17 protein-coding genes are annotated in these 19,318 nt (G+C 48.4%); 10 read left to right on the top strand and 7 right to left on the bottom strand.

What is annotated here, in order from left to right:
• Positions 1-88 precede the first annotated feature (88 nt).
• Positions 89-1,171: an FAD:protein FMN transferase gene (locus BN1360_RS09120; protein WP_068779568.1), complete on the bottom strand. Its 1,083-nt coding sequence runs from the start codon at positions 1,169-1,171 to the stop codon at positions 89-91.
• Positions 1,172-1,400: 229 nt separating this feature from the next.
• Here BN1360_RS09120 and BN1360_RS09125 point away from each other — a divergent pair, with 229 nt between their 5' ends.
• From BN1360_RS09125 to BN1360_RS09160, 8 genes are all read left to right on the top strand, one after another.
• Positions 1,401-1,790 (top strand): NusG domain II-containing protein, encoded by a 390-nt coding sequence (locus BN1360_RS09125; RefSeq protein ID WP_068779569.1) that lies wholly within the window; start codon positions 1,401-1,403, stop codon positions 1,788-1,790.
• On the top strand, positions 1,774-2,319 hold the full coding sequence (locus BN1360_RS09130; protein WP_068779570.1) for a Gx transporter family protein: 546 nt from the start codon (positions 1,774-1,776) through the stop codon (positions 2,317-2,319). The genes BN1360_RS09125 and BN1360_RS09130 overlap by 17 nt, the downstream gene beginning before the upstream one ends.
• Positions 2,320-2,383: 64 nt before the next feature.
• Entirely contained in the window at positions 2,384-3,223 is an 840-nt protein-coding gene (locus BN1360_RS09135; RefSeq protein ID WP_068779571.1) for an energy-coupling factor transporter ATPase, read from the top strand.
• Positions 3,199-4,089 carry an energy-coupling factor transporter ATPase gene (locus tag BN1360_RS09140; RefSeq protein ID WP_068779572.1) on the top strand — a complete coding sequence of 297 codons (891 nt, stop codon included), beginning with the start codon at positions 3,199-3,201 and terminating at the stop codon, positions 4,087-4,089. Before BN1360_RS09135 ends, BN1360_RS09140 begins: the two co-directional genes overlap by 25 nt.
• Positions 4,079-4,879 carry an energy-coupling factor transporter transmembrane component T family protein gene (locus BN1360_RS09145; RefSeq protein ID WP_068779573.1) on the top strand — a complete coding sequence of 267 codons (801 nt, stop codon included), beginning with the start codon at positions 4,079-4,081 and terminating at the stop codon, positions 4,877-4,879. Before BN1360_RS09140 ends, BN1360_RS09145 begins: the two co-directional genes overlap by 11 nt.
• A gap of 44 nt (positions 4,880-4,923) precedes the next feature.
• Complete coding sequence (locus BN1360_RS09150; RefSeq protein ID WP_068779574.1) at positions 4,924-6,921, top strand: peptidase U32 family protein; 1,998 nt, start codon at positions 4,924-4,926, stop codon at positions 6,919-6,921.
• Positions 6,922-7,047: 126 nt separating this feature from the next.
• Complete coding sequence (locus tag BN1360_RS09155) at positions 7,048-8,337, top strand: aspartate aminotransferase family protein (RefSeq protein WP_068779575.1); 1,290 nt, start codon at positions 7,048-7,050, stop codon at positions 8,335-8,337.
• A gap of 76 nt (positions 8,338-8,413) precedes the next feature.
• Positions 8,414-9,286 (top strand): UbiA-like polyprenyltransferase, encoded by an 873-nt coding sequence (locus tag BN1360_RS09160; protein WP_068779576.1) that lies wholly within the window; start codon positions 8,414-8,416, stop codon positions 9,284-9,286.
• Between the two features lie 103 nt (positions 9,287-9,389).
• On the opposite strand, the gene BN1360_RS09165 is transcribed toward BN1360_RS09160, so the two are convergent.
• From BN1360_RS09165 to BN1360_RS09185, 5 genes are all read right to left on the bottom strand, one after another.
• Positions 9,390-10,370: a polyprenyl synthetase family protein gene (locus BN1360_RS09165; protein ID WP_068779577.1), complete on the bottom strand. Its 981-nt coding sequence runs from the start codon at positions 10,368-10,370 to the stop codon at positions 9,390-9,392.
• 58 nt (positions 10,371-10,428) lie between these two features.
• The gene (locus BN1360_RS09170; protein WP_068779578.1) at positions 10,429-10,878 is read right to left on the bottom strand and encodes a hypothetical protein; all 450 of its coding nucleotides are present in this window, start codon (positions 10,876-10,878) and stop codon (positions 10,429-10,431) included.
• Between the two features lie 604 nt (positions 10,879-11,482).
• Positions 11,483-13,360, bottom strand: a complete 1,878-nt coding sequence (locus BN1360_RS09175) for an FAD-dependent oxidoreductase (RefSeq protein ID WP_068779579.1) — start codon at positions 13,358-13,360, stop codon at positions 11,483-11,485.
• A 55-nt stretch (positions 13,361-13,415) separates the two neighbouring features.
• Positions 13,416-14,312 (bottom strand): FMN-binding protein, encoded by an 897-nt coding sequence (locus BN1360_RS09180; protein ID WP_068779580.1) that lies wholly within the window; start codon positions 14,310-14,312, stop codon positions 13,416-13,418.
• Positions 14,313-14,679: 367 nt separating this feature from the next.
• Entirely contained in the window at positions 14,680-16,122 is a 1,443-nt protein-coding gene (locus BN1360_RS09185) for a potassium/proton antiporter (protein WP_068779581.1), read from the bottom strand.
• A gap of 127 nt (positions 16,123-16,249) precedes the next feature.
• Here BN1360_RS09185 and BN1360_RS09190 point away from each other — a divergent pair, with 127 nt between their 5' ends.
• Positions 16,250-17,797, top strand: coding sequence for an HD-GYP domain-containing protein (locus BN1360_RS09190; RefSeq protein ID WP_229520941.1), 1,548 nt, complete (start codon positions 16,250-16,252; stop codon positions 17,795-17,797).
• A 33-nt stretch (positions 17,798-17,830) separates the two neighbouring features.
• Here the strand turns inward: BN1360_RS09190 and BN1360_RS09195 are convergent, their stop codons facing one another.
• Complete coding sequence (locus tag BN1360_RS09195; RefSeq protein WP_068779582.1) at positions 17,831-18,520, bottom strand: phosphatase PAP2 family protein; 690 nt, start codon at positions 18,518-18,520, stop codon at positions 17,831-17,833.
• Between the two features lie 307 nt (positions 18,521-18,827).
• Here BN1360_RS09195 and BN1360_RS09200 point away from each other — a divergent pair, with 307 nt between their 5' ends.
• The gene (locus BN1360_RS09200) at positions 18,828-19,205 is read left to right on the top strand and encodes a RidA family protein (RefSeq protein WP_068779583.1); all 378 of its coding nucleotides are present in this window, start codon (positions 18,828-18,830) and stop codon (positions 19,203-19,205) included.
• Positions 19,206-19,318: the final 113 nt, after the last annotated feature.

Consider the following 19,318-nt stretch of genomic DNA (forward strand, 5'->3'; position numbering starts at 1 on the left):
GGCGATTAAATATAAAATTCCCGGCAGTGTAGAAGAACCGCCGGGATAGTGTATAATCAGATAGTGGCTTAAAGTAAGCCCATTTGTTTTAGTTGGCATAGGTGTAGCTATCATTTGTCTTGTTCAACAGCTTTTTAAATCCGGTTGAAGCATACAGCTTCTTGTCTTTGGTAATGAACAGAACCTCGGTGTTGGGAATGCTCTCGGCAAACTTCAGTCCTTTTTCTACACCCATAAGAACGAGGGCGGTATCCATCGTATCAGCATCGGTCGAACGGTCGGTAATGATCGTTACGCTACTGATGTTGTTATCGACGGGATAGCCTGTCTTGGGGTCAAGGATATGCGGGTACATTTTGCCGTCTTCCATGAAGTAACGCTCGTATATCCCCGCGGTAACAACCGTCTTATCATTCACGGGAACGAAGCCGATCGGTTTGCCGCGCTCTTGATCAGGATCCTGGATGCCGATGTTCCAATCCTTGCCTCCGGGCTTCTGTCCCATGGCAAAAACGTTGCCGCCAAGGTCGATAATCGCGCTATGGAAGCCTTGATCCGCTAAATAGTCATATACGCGGTCAGCGGCGTAGCCTTTGCCGTAGGAACCCAGGTCGATATCCATGCCCTTTTCCGTCAGGTACAGCTCGTGTTTGGCTTCATTCAGCTCCAGCTTATGATAGTCGCACAGCTTTTGCATGGCGGCGATATCTTCGGGAGCGGGGACATGGGCGCCTTCATGGCCGATATTCCACAGGGCGACAAGCCTGCCGATCGTTGGGTCCAGCAATCCTTCCGAACGCTTGGCATAATCGACAGCGTAGGCGACAAGATCGAAAGTCTCCTTGGACACTTGTACTGGAGCAATACCAGCATTCGCATTCACCTTGTATATTTCGCTGTTCTCGTTATTTCTGCTGATCTGGCCGTCGATCTCTTTGAGCAATTCTCCGATTTCATCGAGATTTTTCTTGGTAGCCCGATGATCATAAATCTTGATATTAACTACCGTATCAAAGATAAAGTAGGTTTCTTTCATAGGTTCAACGGTTTGATCCTGCGTCTCGCTGCTGGAACCGGGAGCTGAGCTATTTCCCGAATTGCCGCAGCCTGCTAACAGGGAACCGGCGAGAGACATCGTTACCAGTAAAATAGCGGCTTTCTTCATACTCATCGGATTAACCTCTTTTCTGCCTGTCTTTTATCGTCCTTGATTGTAGCAGAAATGGCACGGTACTAAAAGTACAAATTTTCACAATTAAAAATCTCTTCAATTTTAAATGATTTTTTTGTGAAAAGGCAAGGGATGAGACAATTGTCACACTTCTGTGATGAAAGTTACATGTATAATGAGTTCATCTAAGATTTATATTATCAAAAAATAAGGAAATAAGGAGTTGCACATGAAACGCGGAGATCTTCTGCTGATCGGATTAGTTGTAGTTATTGCTTTGGCCTTTATTATTCCACGATGGTTCGATCGAGATGCAAGTGAAAAAAATCACAACGAACTTCGGACTGCTAAAATTACGGTGGATGGGAAATTATTTAAAGAGGTAACTCTTACTCAAGAAGAGCAAACCATTGAAGTGAAAAATGAACATGGGCTTAATATTTTGAAAGTTCATGATTACGGTATTGAAATGATCGATGCGGATTGCCCCGATAAAGTATGTCTTTCCTTCGGATTTGTGGATCGGACGGGAGGTACGATTATCTGTCTTCCGCATAAACTGATGGTCGAGATCGAAGGCCCGTCAGAGGAGGATGGTATCGATGCAACGGTTAAATGAACAATCTAATATCGCGCTTAAAAGAACAGTGATCGTAGCAATCTTTGCTGCGGTGGCTGTTGTTCTAAGCCTGGTTGAATCCTTGATTCCCCTCAATATGGGTGTACCCGGCGCTAAGCTGGGACTTGCAAATATTATGGTGTTAACCTGTCTCTATTTCTTGCGGGCTCGGGATGCCATGATGATGGTGCTGCTTAAGACTTTGCTGACCGCCTTTATTCTCGGCACCTTCTCAAGCTTCTTATTTAGCATCATGGGGGCTTTGTTCAGCTTTGTGGCGATGTGGTTCCTATTGCTAATCGGGCGCGATAAGCTGAGCTTCATCGGAATTAGCATCGTCGGCGGGATCGCTCATAACATCGGGCAGCTGACCGCTGCTTGTATTTACTTCAATACGACGAAAATATTCTACTATTTGCCGATGCTGCTGATTATGGGGGTACTTACAGGGATTGCAGTAGGTATTGCCGTTAGATATCTGGTTCCTTCCTTATCGAAATTGTCCTTGTTCGAAGGATTTCTAGCATAGCAGCTGTGGTCGGTCAGGTGCTTGGCGCTGATTGCTATGAGAAGGCTGAAAAGGAGAGAGAGAAATGAGAGACACAATACTGGCTTATGAATTACAGCAAGTGTCCTTTGCCTATCATCCGCAGCAGCAAATTCTGAGTGATATCGATCTGCGAATTGCAGCTGGGAGCTGGGTGACTCTGGTTGGAGCTAATGGCAGCGGGAAATCGACTCTGGCGAAATTGCTTGGAGGGCTGCTGGCCGCAAACACAGGCAAGATTTATGTAGAAGGAACTGAGCTGAACCAGGACACGATTGCCCAAATCAGGCCGAAAATCGGGATGGTATTTCAGAACCCGGATAATCAGTTTATCGGTGCGACGGTGGAGGAGGATATTGCCTTCGGCTTGGAGGGCCGTTGCTTGCCTCGAGAAGAAATGGTGGAACGAGTAAAACATTACGCCGAGAAGTTAGAAATCGGTCATCTGTTGTCCAAGCACCCGGCGGAATTGTCCGGAGGCCAGAAGCAACGGGTGGCCGTTGCTGCGATATTGGCCATGGAGCCGAATATCGTTATCTTTGACGAGGCCTCTTCGATGTTGGATGAAAAGGCGCGTGGAGAGCTGCAGTCTATCATGAGAGAAATGAGCACAAGCGGCGAATATACAATTATCTCAATAACACATGACGCAGAAGAGATACTGGCCTCTGATAGAGCGATCGTGCTGAAGGATGGGGGAGTCGCAGCGGATCTAAGTCCGATGGAACTGTTTGAAGCCGAGGAACTATTAGCTTCCTGTCGGCTGATTGCCCCGTTTCGAGTTCGACTGTTCCAGGAATTGAGCAGACGGGGCATTGCACTGGGGCCTGGCAATGACATCGAGGAGGTGAGCGAGCAGCTATGGCAATTCATTTCGAGCAAGTAAGCTTTGCTTATGATGATCGCAGTCTATGGAGACATGGCGCATTAGAGGATGTCAGCATCTCGATTGCTTCTGGCAGCTTTGTAGGCATTGCCGGCATGACGGGATCTGGCAAATCTACGCTGCTCCAGCACCTCAATGGAATCTTGAAGCCTACCGCTGGAAGAGTGCAAGTGCTAGATTTCACAATTGGGCCTGGAGATAAAGGACCATTAAGTAAGCTGCGGAGGCGCGTAGGACTTGTATTTCAATTCCCCGAGCAGCAGCTGTTTGAGGACACCGTCGAGAAGGACCTCTGCTTTGGACCGTTGAACTTCGGGGTTCCGCTGGAGGAAGCGAAGGTACGGGCCAGCCGGGCGTTAGCTCTATTAGGACTGGATGATTCGTTCCTGCCTCGTAATCCATTCCACCTAAGCGGCGGACAGATGCGCAAGGTGGCGATCGCCTCGATTCTCACGATGGAGCCCGATATCATCGCTCTGGATGAGCCGACGGCCACGCTTGACCCGCAGAGCCGGGCAGAGCTTGCGCAGCTTCTCGCTAAGCTGCAGCGTGAAGAGGGGAAGACGGTCATCGTCGTTACCCATCGCATTGAAGAAATGCTGCCCTACGCGGATACCTGGATCGTGATGAAGGACGGACGAACCATATTCCAGGGATCGCCGTCAGAGCTGGCTTGCGAGGAGCATCGCCTATCTGAGGCGGGACTCGCTCTTCCGGAGTGTATCCGCATCTGGAGCCAGCTTGCGGCAAGGTTTGGTCTGGAGCATGAAAAGCCGTGCTTTAGCGCTAAAGCGCTCGCCGAACGGCTAGCTGGATTATATAAGGCTCATCCGCCGGAAGGAGGAGGGGCTGACGATGCGGGATAAGCTATTATTCGGGCGCTGTATCGATACCGGATCTTCAATTCACCAGCTTGATCCACGGGCCAAGATTACAGGGATGATTCTCTATCTGATCGCAGTTATCGCTGTTCATTCATGGTGGATGCTGCTGCTGACAGCGGTGTTCTCGCTGGTGTATATGCTGGCGACGCAGATTCCATTGAAGTATTTTGTGAAAGCTGCCAAGCCGCTATGGGTACTTATGGTTTTTATCTTTATCGTCCAGAGCTTAACGATCGAGGGGGGAGAGGCCGTTCTGCGAATTGGCGGATGGGTGCTCTATACCGAAGGTCTGAAGAGCGGATTCATCGCTGCCGCCAGAATGGCGCTGCTGGTGTCCTTTACGGCGATTCTTACGTTTACGACGACGCCGGGCTTGCTTAATCAAGGATTGGACGGTGTATTGAAGCCGCTGCAGAAGCTTGGCATCAAGACGCAACGCCTAACGCTGATGATGAGCATCTCGCTGCGTTTCATCCCGACCATTCTTGATGAGACGCACAAAATACTTAAAGCACAAGCTGCGCGCGGCGCAGATATTAAAGAACTGCCGTGGAAGGAAAAGGGGAAGCTGCTGTTATCCCTGCTCGTGCCGGTAACGGTGAGCGCCTTCCGCCGGGCGGAGGAACTAGTACTGTCGATGGAATCACGAGGTTATATCGTCGGGGCACCGCGATCGGAATATCATTTGCTTACTTGGCGGGCCCAGGATACCTGGTTTGTCCTGAGCTATGTACTTCTGGTTGTGGTTGTGCTGACATACCGATTCATATAAGAGGTTGCTCTCTATAAACATATTTAGGCTGGAGGGGAAACATCATGGCACGTTATTTTAATGGAAAAGAAGTTGAACTACTCGCGCCGGTGGGGACATTCGAGATTTTCAAGGAAGTGATTCAAGCCAACTGCGATGCGGTATATTTCGGGGGACCCAGCTTGAACATGCGCCTGATGCGCAAAGGTTATAATTTCACGCGGGAAGAGATTGTAGAGGCTGCCCAAATCGCACATTCACTAGGTAAAAAAGTATATGTTACGGTGAACAACCTGCTGAATGAAAATGAGCTCGACGAGGCTCGCGATTACTTAAAATTCCTCGATAGTGCAGGTCCGGACGCCTTGATTGTTCAGGATTTTGCTATTCTGGAATTAATCAAGGAGATGAATCTGTCGCTGACAGTCCATTCCTCAGTGATGATGAATGTGCACAATATCGAGATGGTTAAGGCGCTGCAAGACATGGGAGTAACAAGAGTGGTTGCTTCAAGGGAAATGGACCTGCAGAACACTCGTTATTTGCAAGCTGCAACGGGGGTTGAGATCGAATATTTCGTTCATGGCGATATGTGTTCGGTGCATGGGGCTAACTGTTATTTCAGCTCCATGGTGTTCGGGATGAGCAGTAACCGGGGGAAATGCATGAAGCCATGCCGCTGGGATTATCGCATCAAAAAGGATGGATACGTCTATCCTGCCGAATACCCTCTGGCGGTTAAAGATATGTATATGTATGAGCACATACCTGAGCTGATTCATGGCGGAATCACCTCTTTCAAAATCGAAGGCCGCATGCGTGATACCGAATTTGTACTGATGCTGGTCAATGCTTACGGAGACGCGATTGATCGCTATATAGCCGATCCGATTGGGTTCGAACGGACACGGGACTCGAAGCTGCTCTTCGAGAATCGCAAGCGGGATTTCTCAACGGCTTATGCCTTTGGCAGACCCGGATTATCGAATATTAACAAGCGTTATGAAGGAACAGGCAAGTTCTACAGTACGGGCAAAGTATTCAGTACTCCAACTGCCGAGAGAGAACTCAGCGAGAAGCGAGTGGCCGATATCCGCGGTAAATTGGCAGAGGTGCGCAAACCCTCGAAGGCGGCAGCCGAAGTATCGGTTCATGTGAACAATATGGCTCAAGCTAAGGCGGCGCTTACAGCAGGTGCGGATCATATTTACTTGTCGGGAGATGTATTTGAACCGGATCATGCCTTTACTAAAGCGGAAATCCATGAATTGGCCGAGAGCAAAGGCAAGGCGAAGATCTATCTCTGCTTGCCGCGTATGATGGATGAACTGCAATTCGAAATGTATGCAGGATTAATTGCTGGCGACCGGTTGCCTATCGATGGCATTATGGTCACAAATCTCGGTGCTATCCATAAATTTGCGAACGCGGGATACCCATTGATTGGGGACTTCAATCTGAATGTCTATAACCGTATTTCGGCCGAGTTCTACCATCGGCTTGGAGTAGAGCGGCTGACGGCATCGATGGAGCTGCCGTTGAACGATCTGGCCGCATTGCTGGATCATACGGAACTTCCAATCGAGGCGATCGTGCATGGTTCTCCAGCGATGATGTATATGGAACATGATCTGTACGAGAACACTGAGATATTCCAGCCAATCGGCGAGGAAGAGAACCATTTTGTGAGCAACAATATTCTCGTGATGAAGACGGATAAGGGCGAGAATCCGGTATATCGTGATGTGTACGGCCGTTGCCATCTGATGATGGCTAAAGAGCTGAACCTGATGCCGGTTGTTCGTGAGCTGATTGAAGCAGGGCTTTCTGTATTCCGGATTGAAGGAGCCACCTACAGGCCAGAGCAATTGCAGCGGATTGTCAGCGCATATAAAGCTGCCATTGCCAATCCGGATACATCAGAAACGCGCTTCGCCGAAATGAGTCCGGTATATGCCGGTTACACATTGGGAGCTCTGCAATTTGATGGCGGGGATATTGGCAAGAGTCGCGGAATGGAAGATACGAACGCGACAGCGCAGCAGGAGCCAGCCTCGGTCTAGGAAATCCGACGGAATTTATGAGAAAATTTTCACAATTTATTCAAAGTTTTGAGAGGCGTGACCCAATGTGACTTTCTGAACGCCTCATATAGAAGTGAGAGATCAAATCGGAAGGGGTATGAAAGTATGCATCAATATATCGGACCAGAGGGTGTTCTGGACAAACGCAGACAATATTTCTATCCTTGCACGGGCTATTTCTACCGCAATCCGCCGCAGATTGTCAAAGGCGAGATGCAATATTTATACGGGCATGATGGCAAACGATATACCGATTTTTTTGCCGGTGTATCGGTCTGTGCCAGTGGACACTGCAACCCTGAGATTGCTGCACGTACTGCTGAACAAATGAAGACACTGCAGCATACATGTACGCTGTATTTGACCCAGCCGAACGTCGATCTTGCGGAGCGTCTGTCCGAAGTGCTTCCTGGCCAGCTGCGCAGAACCTTCTTGGTGAACAGCGGCTCGGAAGCGAATGAAGGCGCGATGCTGCTGGCCCGTCTCCATACCGGACGGAAGGGCTTCATCGCACTGGAGCAGAGCCTGCACGGTCGTACGTATTTGACGATGAGCGTAACCGGACTGAGCATGTGGCGGGCTGACCCGCAATTAGCGCAGCCGGGCGCAGAGGAGGTAACCTTCATTCCTCGTCCTTATGAATATGGAATTAGTCTTGATGAGGCGGCCCGTCGTTCAATCGACGCTTTGAAGACTGTTCTGGCCGAGAAGGGCGATACGATCGCGGCCATGCTCGTAGAACCGATTCAAGGCAATGGCGGGATCATCGTGCCCCCAGACTGGTATTTCCCTGAAGTGAAGACCCTGCTGGAGCAATATGGTGTGTTGATGATTGATGATGAAATTCAGACCGGGTTTGGCCGAACGGGTGAAATGTTCGCGATGAGCCGCTGGGGCGTTGTTCCGGACATTATCACCATGGCCAAAGCGCTGGGCAGCGGCATCCCGATCGCAGCGTTTGCTTCTACAGATGAGATTGCTGCAAGCTTTACACGTCCGTCGGCTTCTACATTTGGCGGCAACCCGGTATCGTCTGTAACCGGTCTGGCTGTGCTCGACTATATTGAAGCCAATCATATGGCAGAGCATTCGCTGAAGCTTGGAGAACAGCTTCTGACAGGACTGAAGCAGCTTGCTGAGCAGTATGCAGACCTATCGGATGTGCGCGGAGCCGGCCTCATGATCGGGGCTGAGTTATGTGCTGACGAGCCGGCACGAGGTGCTGTTCTCGTTGATGAGGTGCTTGAGGAAATGAAGGACCGCGGCTTCATTATCGGCAAGAATGGGGTGCACCGCAACGTTTTGGCCTTCCAGCCACCGCTTGTGATTACAGCGCAGGATGTTGAAGAAATGCTTAACGCATTGCGTTCTTCACTGCGGGTTGCATTGAGCTAGAGTCAGGAAATATTCCATTTCGTATCATGGCGCTCTTGTTGGCGCACGTTATGGAATATGAGGGGGAGTGAACATTATGGAGTACGCCAGAAAAATCGGCTCAAAGATTAAACTGTATGGGGAACTGGTGATGTTCTCGCATACCCTGTTCTCGCTGCCGTTTGCCATCATCTCCATGATATGGGCCGCTGAGGGGCTTCCTTCCAGCCGTATCATACTTTGGGGACTGATTGCATTAATAGCTGCCAGAAACGGGGCAAATGCCTTCAATCGCGTCGTAGACCGTGTCTTTGATGAGCAGAATCCGAGAACAGCGCATCGCCATTTGCCAAGAAGGCTGCTTGATGCCAAGGAAGTTCTGGTGTTTGTCGTTGTCAATTACGCTATTTTTATATTTGCTGCCGCAATGCTGAATACGCTCTGCTTTATTTTATCGCCGGTAGCTATCTTTCTGATCTCATCGTATTCATATACGAAGCGATTTACATTTCTCAGCCATCTGTACCTTGGCTTCTCTATCGCTTCAGCGCCAATCGGAGCCTGGTTTGCCGTGACCGGGAAGTTCGCCTTTACCCCGTTCATTCTCGGGACAGTCGTGATGTTATGGATCGCCGGGTTCGATATTATTTACGGCTCGCAGGATATCGACTTTGACCGCAGCCATGGGCTATGGTCGATTCCGAGCTTCTTCGGTCTGAAAAATGGGTTGCGAATTGCCGCCGGTCTCCATGCCATTATGGTGCTGCTGCTCATTGCCTTGATCCCGATCCGCCATTTAAGCTGGCTATATATACTCGGGATCGTCATCGCGATCGCGCTGCTCATGGTAGAGCATAAGATCATTAAGCCGTCGAACCGGAAGCGGATGAACATCGCGTCTTATAACCTGAATCAGGTCATCAGCATGGTTATTTTGTTCTGTACGATGGGGGACTTTTTCTTGCTGTAGATACGATGCAGTGAAAACCAAAAAGCGGATTTCCTTATGTATTACATGAAGGAAATCCGCTTTTTAATTTTAGAAACTTGATGAATGGGACACTTACCTAGTATTAGTGATCTCGACCGCCGAAGTAGCGAAGAAGGACTTGCAGATCCTTGTGAGCCGGATATTCGCTTAATTGATCGATTATGTCAGCGGCCTCGTCGAGGTAGCGATTGCTCAGCTGCTCCGTCTTAGCCAGCGCATCGGACTGCTGAATGGCAGTGATGACGGGATCGATCAAGTGAGGCGAAGTATCGGCAGACACGGCTCTTATCATCGGGGCGAGAGCTTCATTCTGAAGAGCGAACAACACTGGCAGTGTAACCTGACCATGCCGCAGATCGCTTCCGGCAGGCTTGCCAAGCTTTTCGGAAGATTGAGTAAAGTCAAGAATATCATCGCGAATCTGGAATGAGATGCCGAGCTTCTCTCCGAAGCTGTAAAGCAAATCAGCCGTAACATCATCCGCACCGGCGGCGAGAGCACCGATCCGAAGGCAGGCAGCCATAAGCTGCGCTGTCTTATTCTTTGATTTCTCGATGTATTCTTCGATGGTAACCCCATAATCGTATAAATGAGTCAATTGCTGATATTCACCTATGCATAGCTGAGTCGTAACTAAGGAGGACAGATCGTAAGCATATCGCTCACGTTCTGCGGAATATGTAGAGATCAACTCTACGACTCGCGCCGACATATAATTGCCAACATGCAGCGCCTCATTGACGCCAAGTGTAACGTGAAGTGCTGGTTGGCCGCGCCTTAGCGGTGAATTATCGATGATATCATCGTGGATTAATGAAGCGGCATGAATAAATTCGGCTGCTGCTGCCAGCTGCCAGATCTTACGCTTATCCTGAGGTTTGCCGAATCGGCTACCGACAATGACCATTAAAGGGCGAACTCGCTTGCCACCGGAGCGCAGTTGGCCGATAATGCTCTGCGCCAGCATCGAGGAGCGTGGAACGTCACTGTCGTATTTGACGATGTTCTGGATCTCACGGTCTACCGCCCGCAGCGAGATACCTAATGCCTCATCAAGCTTCATGATGATCCTCTCCTCTGAGTGAAAATACATCTTGCCGCAGCAAGGAGGGCAACCAAGATTAGATCGCTTGGATCGCTCTGGCACAATTCCCTTCGAGCTGCAGGAACCATTCCCAGCCTTCGATCAGCAGCATATCTTTGGGAATCCCTTCTACATGTTTGATTTGAATCCGCTTAACAATGGGGGCCAAATGGGTGAGAAGGTCGAACTCCTCCCACTTCAGGCATAATTGGACATACAGACTATATAGATAGTCGCCGTTCAGTACTTTGCGCGTTAGCATCTCGCCGGTACAGCCGTCAGAGGCTGCATGGCTCTGAAGAGCGAACTTGATTGCGATGTAAATAGACAAGTGACGCTGCTTGCGGACAGGAGTGAGTTCGTACTGATCCAGAACTCTGACCATAGGCAGAATGTCTTCTTGTCGTAATTCGAGGCGAATGCCAGATTCGGGCGAAATTTCACCCTGCAACAAAAGACAAGCATCTTGAACGAGCTTCGTTTCCATAGGGCACACTCCTTAAAGAGGTTGTTCAAAAAGTCCACTTTTAATAAGAAAACCAGATCGAAGTCAGTTCAAGAAAAAAGCGACCGCGATATATAAGATAGGCTTTCTTGCGATATAGAATTCCATCAGCACAGCTGGATGACTTATAAAGTCTATATCTAATACGAAGCAAAGCGGGAAGCGTTACCGGCATCGAATCTTGAATTTCGCTGGGCCTAAGCATATGCTTACGAAGTTGTTATGTTTCCTCTGGAAACATTTCAAGTGCTTACGTACAAACTACGCAGGCTCTGCTCCTCAGTCCCTAGCATCATCCAACCTTCTCGGTGCTGATAATGGGCCTCTTTGAACACTCGCTTAAATAGCAGGTAAGATTGCAGGGAGCTTGACACCGACTTGGCATACTCCAGCTTGGAGTATATATAACAGCAACATCGTTATCATGTAAGTAAGCTAGACACTTAGATAGGAAATTATGCAGGGAAATGCCATGATCAGTTAGGTGAATCCATTGGATAAAGCGATGTTAAAAATTAGAGTAATGTACGGCAGGCGCACATTACTCTAATACGAACTATTGCTTGCTATTGCTGATTAAGGAAGATCAGTCCGTATATAGATACCATCTACGAACGAGCGGGATCTTCTTCCATTGTTTCTTAAGCCATGGGAGAACATAGTAGTCGAGACCGAACATGCTGCCGGAACCACCAATCAGAGCAACGCCTGCAGTCATGTACCACAGCATTTCTGTCGAAGCCATGCTGGAGGACCAGATCATAACGCCCAGGCCAACCGTGACTGCCGACGATACAGCGGTGAACAGGCCGAGGATGAGGCAAATGCCGATCCCAATTTCTGCAAACACCATGAAGAATTGGAATACGGTAGCTAATGCAGTATAACCGCCATCCGAAGTGTAGAAGAAAATATCCATGAACCAGTTCACAATAGATTTGATGAAATCCGGTACCGGCAGAGCCGTGACTGCAGTCGAAGCACTTTCTACAGCGGATGCTGCGGATTGGGCATCTACGGTTTGGGTTACTGCGCCTGCGGCTTCACTTGCGGCAGATACTGCGTCGCCAGCCTTGGTGGAAGCAGGGATCAGGAAGATGTTGTTCGGATCCTTGAGGATCTTAGGCAGCTTATCAATACCTTCTTCCAGCCATTTGTAGCCTACGAAGATGCGCAGCGGCAAGAGCCAGAAGTTCGGCGACCGCTTGGAGAAGTGTCCGCCCACAAAGCTTCTGCGATTGTTCACATGGAAGAACTCGTGCATCATATAAGTCCATACTTTGTTAAAACCGCATACGGTGAACAAATAGTACATATTGATCATGTGCTTGAAAAACATAGCCAGGAATCCGCTAACCATGAACATCTTGTTCGGCATGCCGACATTCGCTACGCCGTAACGGCTGCCGATACATACCATCGTACCGTGGAAGCCAGGTTTGTAGGATTTCTTCGGTTTGTTATGCACATCAGCATAAATGTTGTGAGCAATTACCGGTGCTGCTTGCTCGGCGTTCTCAACCATCTGTGGTACAGGGCGAGTCTCGCCTTCCGGAATATAGAAGATATTGTCCCCTACGATGTAGACATTTTCATGATCTACGCTTTGAAGCTTGTCGTTCGTAACGATCCGTTTACGGCCTTCTTGCTTCACATCAAGCTTGCCGACGAGCTCAGAACCTTCAACGCCAGCGGTCCATACGATGGTGTCCGCTTCAAGTTCTTTATCGCCCAGAACAACACTGGATGGTTTAACGCCTGTGATCTTAGCGCTTGTAACGATATCAACGTTCATCTTCTGCAGACGTTTAGCTGCTTTTTCGATCAGCTTATCCGGAAGGATAGGCAGGATCTTTGGAGCCATATCGGCAACAGTAAGCTTAACCTCGCTAGGATCAATGAAGAATTCCTTGCAGAGCTCATCGCGGAACTCCGCCAATTCACCGATCAGTTCCACACCGGTAAACCCGGCACCCACAACGATGAAGGAGAGCATTTTTTTCCGTTTGGCAGCATTCGTCTCTTTAGCAGCTTCGCTGAACATGCGGCGAACTTGATCTTTCAGACGAACGGCATCCTCATAGGACCACAATGTGAGGGAATGCTCTTCAGCGCCTGGAATGCCGAAGAAGGTAGGCTTACAACCAGTACCGATGACGAGATAATCGTATTTGTAGGTGTTGTTAGCCGAGTGAAGCTGTTTGGCATTGAAATCGATGCTGTCGATGGAATCGAGCACGACATCTACTTTTTGGCCTTGGAAGATTTTCTTCAGCTCAATTTTTACCGAATCTTCTGGAGCCCGGTTTGCTGCAACTTCATGCAATTCAGTTAGCAGAGTGTGGTAAGGATTGCGATCGATCAGTTGGATCTCAACATCTTTATCTTTCTTGAACAGTTTCGCAAGATGTTTGGATGTCGTAACGCCGCCGTAACCGCCGCCAAGAACGACAATTTTCTTCAAAAGGGTCACCTTCTTATATAGTAATTAATCGCACAAGGCGAATTGTTGCATTGCCTTATTTTGCTTGTTCAAGCGCTTTGTTAGCCAAGTCGTAGTACGATTGTACAGAGATCGATACACCGGAGATTGCATCGGTCTTGCCTTCTTCGTTGAATGCCAGAGCAGAAGAGTCTTGATTTTCAACGAGGTATTGCTCAGCTTTTGCTGCTTCTTCATGCCAGTCAGCTTGACCGCCAGCAGATTTGATGTCGTATTTGCCATCCATGGAAGCTTGTTTCTTGTCTTCGCCAGCTTCGTTTACACCGCTGAAGTTAGCTTTTACAATTTTACCCGCAGCTACAACGATATCCACTGTATCTTTCCAGCCAGTCTTTCCAAAAGCGTCGCCTTCAGCATGGTAAGTTCCGTCTTTGTAAGGACCTACTTCAACCGGACCCGCATCAAGAGCAGCTTTTGCCAGGTTAACGAAATCTCCCACATGGATAGATACGCCGGATACAGCATCCGTTTTGCCTTCATCAGTCAAAGTGATCGCTGCCGGGTCTTGTTTTTCAATCAGGAATTTATCGAGTGCTTCAGCTTGTTCGTGCCATTCGGAAGAAGCACCGCCAGCCTTCATGCCATATTTGCCGTCTTTAGAATAAGTGATCTTGTCTACAGGAGCCTTCTCGCTGATTCCATTCCATTTCACATCGGTAATTTTACCGCCGGATACAGTCAGGGTCATGATGGATTGCCAACCAGAGCTTTCGTCAACCTCACCTTTGGCGAAGTATACACCATCTTTATAAGTGCCTGCTTCTGCATTAGTACCTGCATTGTTACTGCTGTTGTTCGTAGTTGTGTTACCTGCTGCTGCATTGCCGCCATCGTTCTTGTTGCTAGAGCCGCAGCCTGCAAGGAGACCGAGCAACAATACGCTGCTAAGCAAGATAATAGAAGCTTTTTTCATGATAATGACCTCCAGTTTGTATTTAAGATTTATATTAAAATGTTTTGGACATTTTAATAATGAAGCATTGGGATGTAGTATCCCAGGCTTAGTGAATGTAATCACAAAAGCTTTGTTCGATGGAATTTTAGCATATAAACATACGTTGCAATGTGAAAAATGTCACTGAGTATGTGACATAAAACAACCCCCCATATGCGGACAAAATCAGACATACCGCACTATTCAGGGGTTGGAAACGATTACTTTGATTTTAAATAATTTTTTAATTTATTTTTTAAATATTTTTAGGACAAAGATTTTTTCTCCATTTAATAGAAGCTTTCCGAATTATAGGCTAATTCTTCATGTAAAGCGATGATCGTTTTTATATAAAAATCTTTTTGATCTTCTCTCGAAGCGCCTTCGGTCCAAGTACATAAAGTGTATCACCGGCACAAATCGTTGTATTGCCGCGTGGGGTCACAATCTGTTCACCGCGAATGACTGCCGTGACAAGCGCCTCCTCCGGCAGATCGAGTTCTTGCAATTCTTTGCCGACGACACTCATTTCCGGAAGAACATATAAATGGTTGATCTCGGCTTTTGTCTTGCCCAGTGCGACAAGTTCAAGCAGGGAGTAATTCGGGCGCTTCGTTGCGTCGGTTAGACCAAGTCTCTCGGCCAAGGGAGAGATCGTTGCCCCTTGAATGACCGCGGAGGTAAGTACGACGAAAAAGACGACATTGAAGTATAACGCACCATGAGGCAGTCCGCTCATCAGCGGATATGTAGCCAATACAATCGGAACAGCCCCGCGCAGTCCCGACCAGGATAGCAGTATTTTCTCTTTGAAAGGGAGTTTGGAGAAGAGCGTGCTGAGAAATACCCCGATCGGACGGGCGACGAACATGAGCAGCATAGAGAGGGCAAGGCCCGGAAGCATTATTGTCGGCAGCTGGCTTGGGAAGACGAGCAGTCCGAGCAGGGTGAACATCGTAATTTGCATGATCCAGCCAAAGCCTTCGTTAAATTGCAGAATCGACTGCTGATGGGTCAGATCGCTATTCCCCAGCACGAGGGCCATGACATATACAGCGAGCAGTCCGCTGCCATGAAGTAAGGCGGTAACGCCGTAGGTCAGAATCGAGAAGGCAATAGCCATCACCGGATAGAGGCCGGCAGAATTGAAGTTCATATTGTTGATGGTCTTTACAGCGATCCAGCCGAGGAGAAGACCTAATACTAGCCCCAGTCCCATATCGCGGATAAAGTTGAAGATTAGCGGCAGGATCGCGTGATCGGGCCGATCGATCCATTCAATGAGCGTAACGGTAAGAAAGACAGCCATAGGGTCGTTGCTGCCGGACTCCGCTTCCAGCGTCGAAGAGATGCGTTCTTTAATATTTTTGCCGCTAAGTACAGAGAATACCGCAGCCGCATCCGTTGATCCAACAATAGCGCCGAACAGCAGCGCCTCCGCCAGGGAAAGATCAAGAATATACATCGCGCAGATGCCGATAACAACCGTGGTGATAATGACTCCGAACGTGGCCAGTGACAACGCGGTAGGGATAACGGGTTTGATCGTTTGGAATTTCGTCTGCATCCCGCCCCCCAGCAAGATGACAATCAAGGCGAAGGTTCCGACCAGTTGAGCCAAGAATGCGTTATCGAAATAGATGAATCGATTGAGAACCATTCCTGCAGCAATAAAGAATACGAGTGCGGGCAAGCCAAAGCGGGATGAAAATTTGGTTGCGAAGACACCGATAAGCAACAGGCTGGCCAGTAGGATTACGATGGAATTTGTCATAGTTGTGAGATCCATAGCCTGCCTCCATGATTTTATTAGTCCTTACCGTATTATTATACAAACGATTTTTTTTATTTGCATACAGTTATGAAAAGTTGGCCCTCATTTGCCGATAAATAAAGGAAGAAGATGGCAAGTAAACATGGAAGGAATGAACATTCCCTTGACGATATATAAGACATTCGTCTCTCGTCTTCTGTTTATGTATGCAATAGGTACTGTGTTAGCCATCGCAACCGCTGGTGGGTTAATGATATTTATGCCATTCAGTCTGGAACGTCAGGAAAGTCAGATTATTATAGGCATCCTGGTGGTATCCACATGCAGCATGCTGGTCCTGGAATGGCTTGTCTTCAGGCTTCAGCTAAGACCCATCAAAATGGCCTTTCATGAAGAAATAGAGAGCTATCAAACCTATCAGAACGTCTATTATCGTACACATCGCTTCCCGGAGCTCTCCGTCAAACGGATCATTGGCCCTCATTTATTCGGCTTGATGCTGCCTATGGTCGGTTTAACCGTACTATTCATCCGCTTGGGGAAACTGTCGATTCCTTATTATTACATCGTGCTGGTCTTTGTTACTGGGGTATTGATTGTCGGTATGCACACGTTAATCGAATTTTACTCGACCTATTATTTTATTCGTCCGGTTCTGCTGGAACTGTCCGCACGGTCTTATGCACAGTTCGGCAAGGAACTATCGCTCGGTGGGCGAGTATTCTTTCCGTTGAAGCGCAAGTTAAGATGGAGCTTCTTCCTGATGGGGGCATTCCCGCTGCTGCTCTATAGCCTGTCCGTTCAATTCGGGATAGAGGGCTGGGAGTTAGGCAAAGTGACCTCCTGGTCCTGGGCGATCGGGGTGCTGACCCTAGGACTGGGCTTCTCATTCATCGGTTCCCGATTGCTGACTCGCGAGATTGTCATGCCGATCCAGCATTTATATGAACGGATGTCCGATGTGCAAATCGGCTATACGCATACGAGTGCCAGCGACCTCTTCTCCGATGAGTTCTCTCGTCTCATATGGGGATTTAATCATATGTTGCGCGGAATCAATGTACAGCATGCCCGGAACAACCAGCTGGTGGAGAGTTATTTCGCCACCTTAGCTGCTGCGCTGGATGCAAGGGACCCGTATACCGCAGGACACTCCTTGCGTGTAGCGGATTATGCAGTGCTGATCGGCAGGCTGGCCAAACTGAGTGAAGAAGAAATCAATGAACTGCGCAAATCAGCCCTGCTGCATGATATCGGAAAGATCGGAATCCGTGATTCTGTACTGTTAAAAGAAGGCAAGCTGACCGACGAGGAATGGGAGCAGGTCAAGGATCATCCGGTGCTTGGAGAGACGATATTGAGACAGGTTGAGCCTGCAAGCTTTATGGCTCTGATTTTGCCAGGGGTAAGATCGCACCATGAACGATACGACGGCAGGGGCTATCCCGATGCCCTTAAGGGAGAGGATATCCCTCTGTTCGGAAGGATCATCGCAGTTGCAGACGCTTTTGACGCCATGACCTCGGATCGTCCGTATCGCGCTGGATTGGATAGAGAGATGGCCTTAAATATCCTGGAGGAAGGCCGGGGGACGCAGTGGGACCCTTATTTTGTCACACTGTTCGTCGAGAAAATGCGAAAAGACGGTTTCGATGAACATTCGCCTGATATAAGAAAAACAAGTCCTTAGCACATAAGGACTTGTTTTTCTTATATCTACGCTTCATAAATTAATGTCTCGCTCAGGGCGGGGCGGCTTGTTAAGCGAAGCCTGCAGGAGCGATTGTCGTGAACGAGAATAAGAGTTCCATACTTTCGTAACGAGGATAAATGCAATCTCTCCAAGCAGCATGGAGCCCAATGCATCGTAGATGACATGCTGTTTGACCAAAAGCGTTGATGCGATGATTGTCATCGCCCCGATGACGAAGGCGGCTTTAACGGATTTGCGCATCGTTTTCGCAGCCAAGGCTCCCCTCATTATAACGTAGGAGTGCAGGGCATGAATGCTTGGGAAGCAGTTGTACGGGTTGTCCACGCCATAGACAAAGTCGACCAGCAGCTTCCGGTCCCAGCGGTCCGGAATTACCTCGGGACGTATAACCGTCGTCTGGTAAAAGAAATAGATCAGATAGCAGACGATCAGCCCGATATTCATAACAATCAGGGTACGGTAGTAGGCCGATCTGTCCTTAAGACAGAGATATAAGAGGCCGATGATGATATAGGGATACCAGCCTATATAGGGAATAGCCATAGCCGGTATAAGCGGCAGGCGATCATCAATGGGTGAGGAGAGGACATGAACAGGGTGTCCTCCATGATTAAGCAAGCCGTAGAATAAACCCATCACGCCAACAGAAGCCGAGAATAATAAAGCTCGCAAATAGGATTTGGATAGAAACTGCCGCAAGAATACACCACCTTATAGAGATTGTTCAAAAGTTTTTTGGATAAGAAAACCTGATCTGAGTTGTTTTCTTGGAAAACATATAGCTTCGCCAACTCAGGCCAAGGCTTCATTCAATAGTTAAAACGCACATCATGGAAGCCTAAGTCCCGGTGCTGAAACCGACCTTTTTGAACTTTGAATTATACTGATAAAATAAAGTCGATAGCACTATAATAACAAGTTTGCAGCCGAGAAGGAAATGTAGGGTTGCCATAGACACCAGTTAGTGGATACAATAATTGAAAATTAATGAAAAGGCGGGGTTGAAATGGCAAAACAGACGATAGCAACAGCATCGGCGCCCGGGGCGATCGGCCCTTATTCTCAAGCTGTACAAGTTGGTGACTACCTATTTACCTCAGGGCAGCTTGGATTGATTCCGGAGACAGGACAGCTGGCGGAGGGCATTGAGGCACAGACAACCCAGTCGCTTCGGAATGTGAGCGCGATTTTGGAAGCGGCAGGCTCCGGTCTGGACCGGGTTGTGAAGACCACCGTATTCCTTAAGGACATGAATGATTTTGGCAAGGTTAATGAAATTTATGGTTCATTTTTCGCCGAACCTTATCCAGCAAGAAGCGCTGTTGAAGTAGCCCGGTTACCAAAGGACGGACTGGTTGAGATCGAAGTCATCGCTATGAAATAACAGATTTGAAATGAGAGCCGGGATGTAAAGGGGGCCGAAGCTGGGCCGCCTTCTCATCCCGGATTTTTTTATTATTTTATATTTAGCACGAAGCAATACTGCCAGCCAACTTC

This window comes from Paenibacillus sp. GM2, assembly GCF_900069005.2.
Classification (GTDB): Bacteria; Bacillota; Bacilli; order Paenibacillales; family Paenibacillaceae; genus Fontibacillus.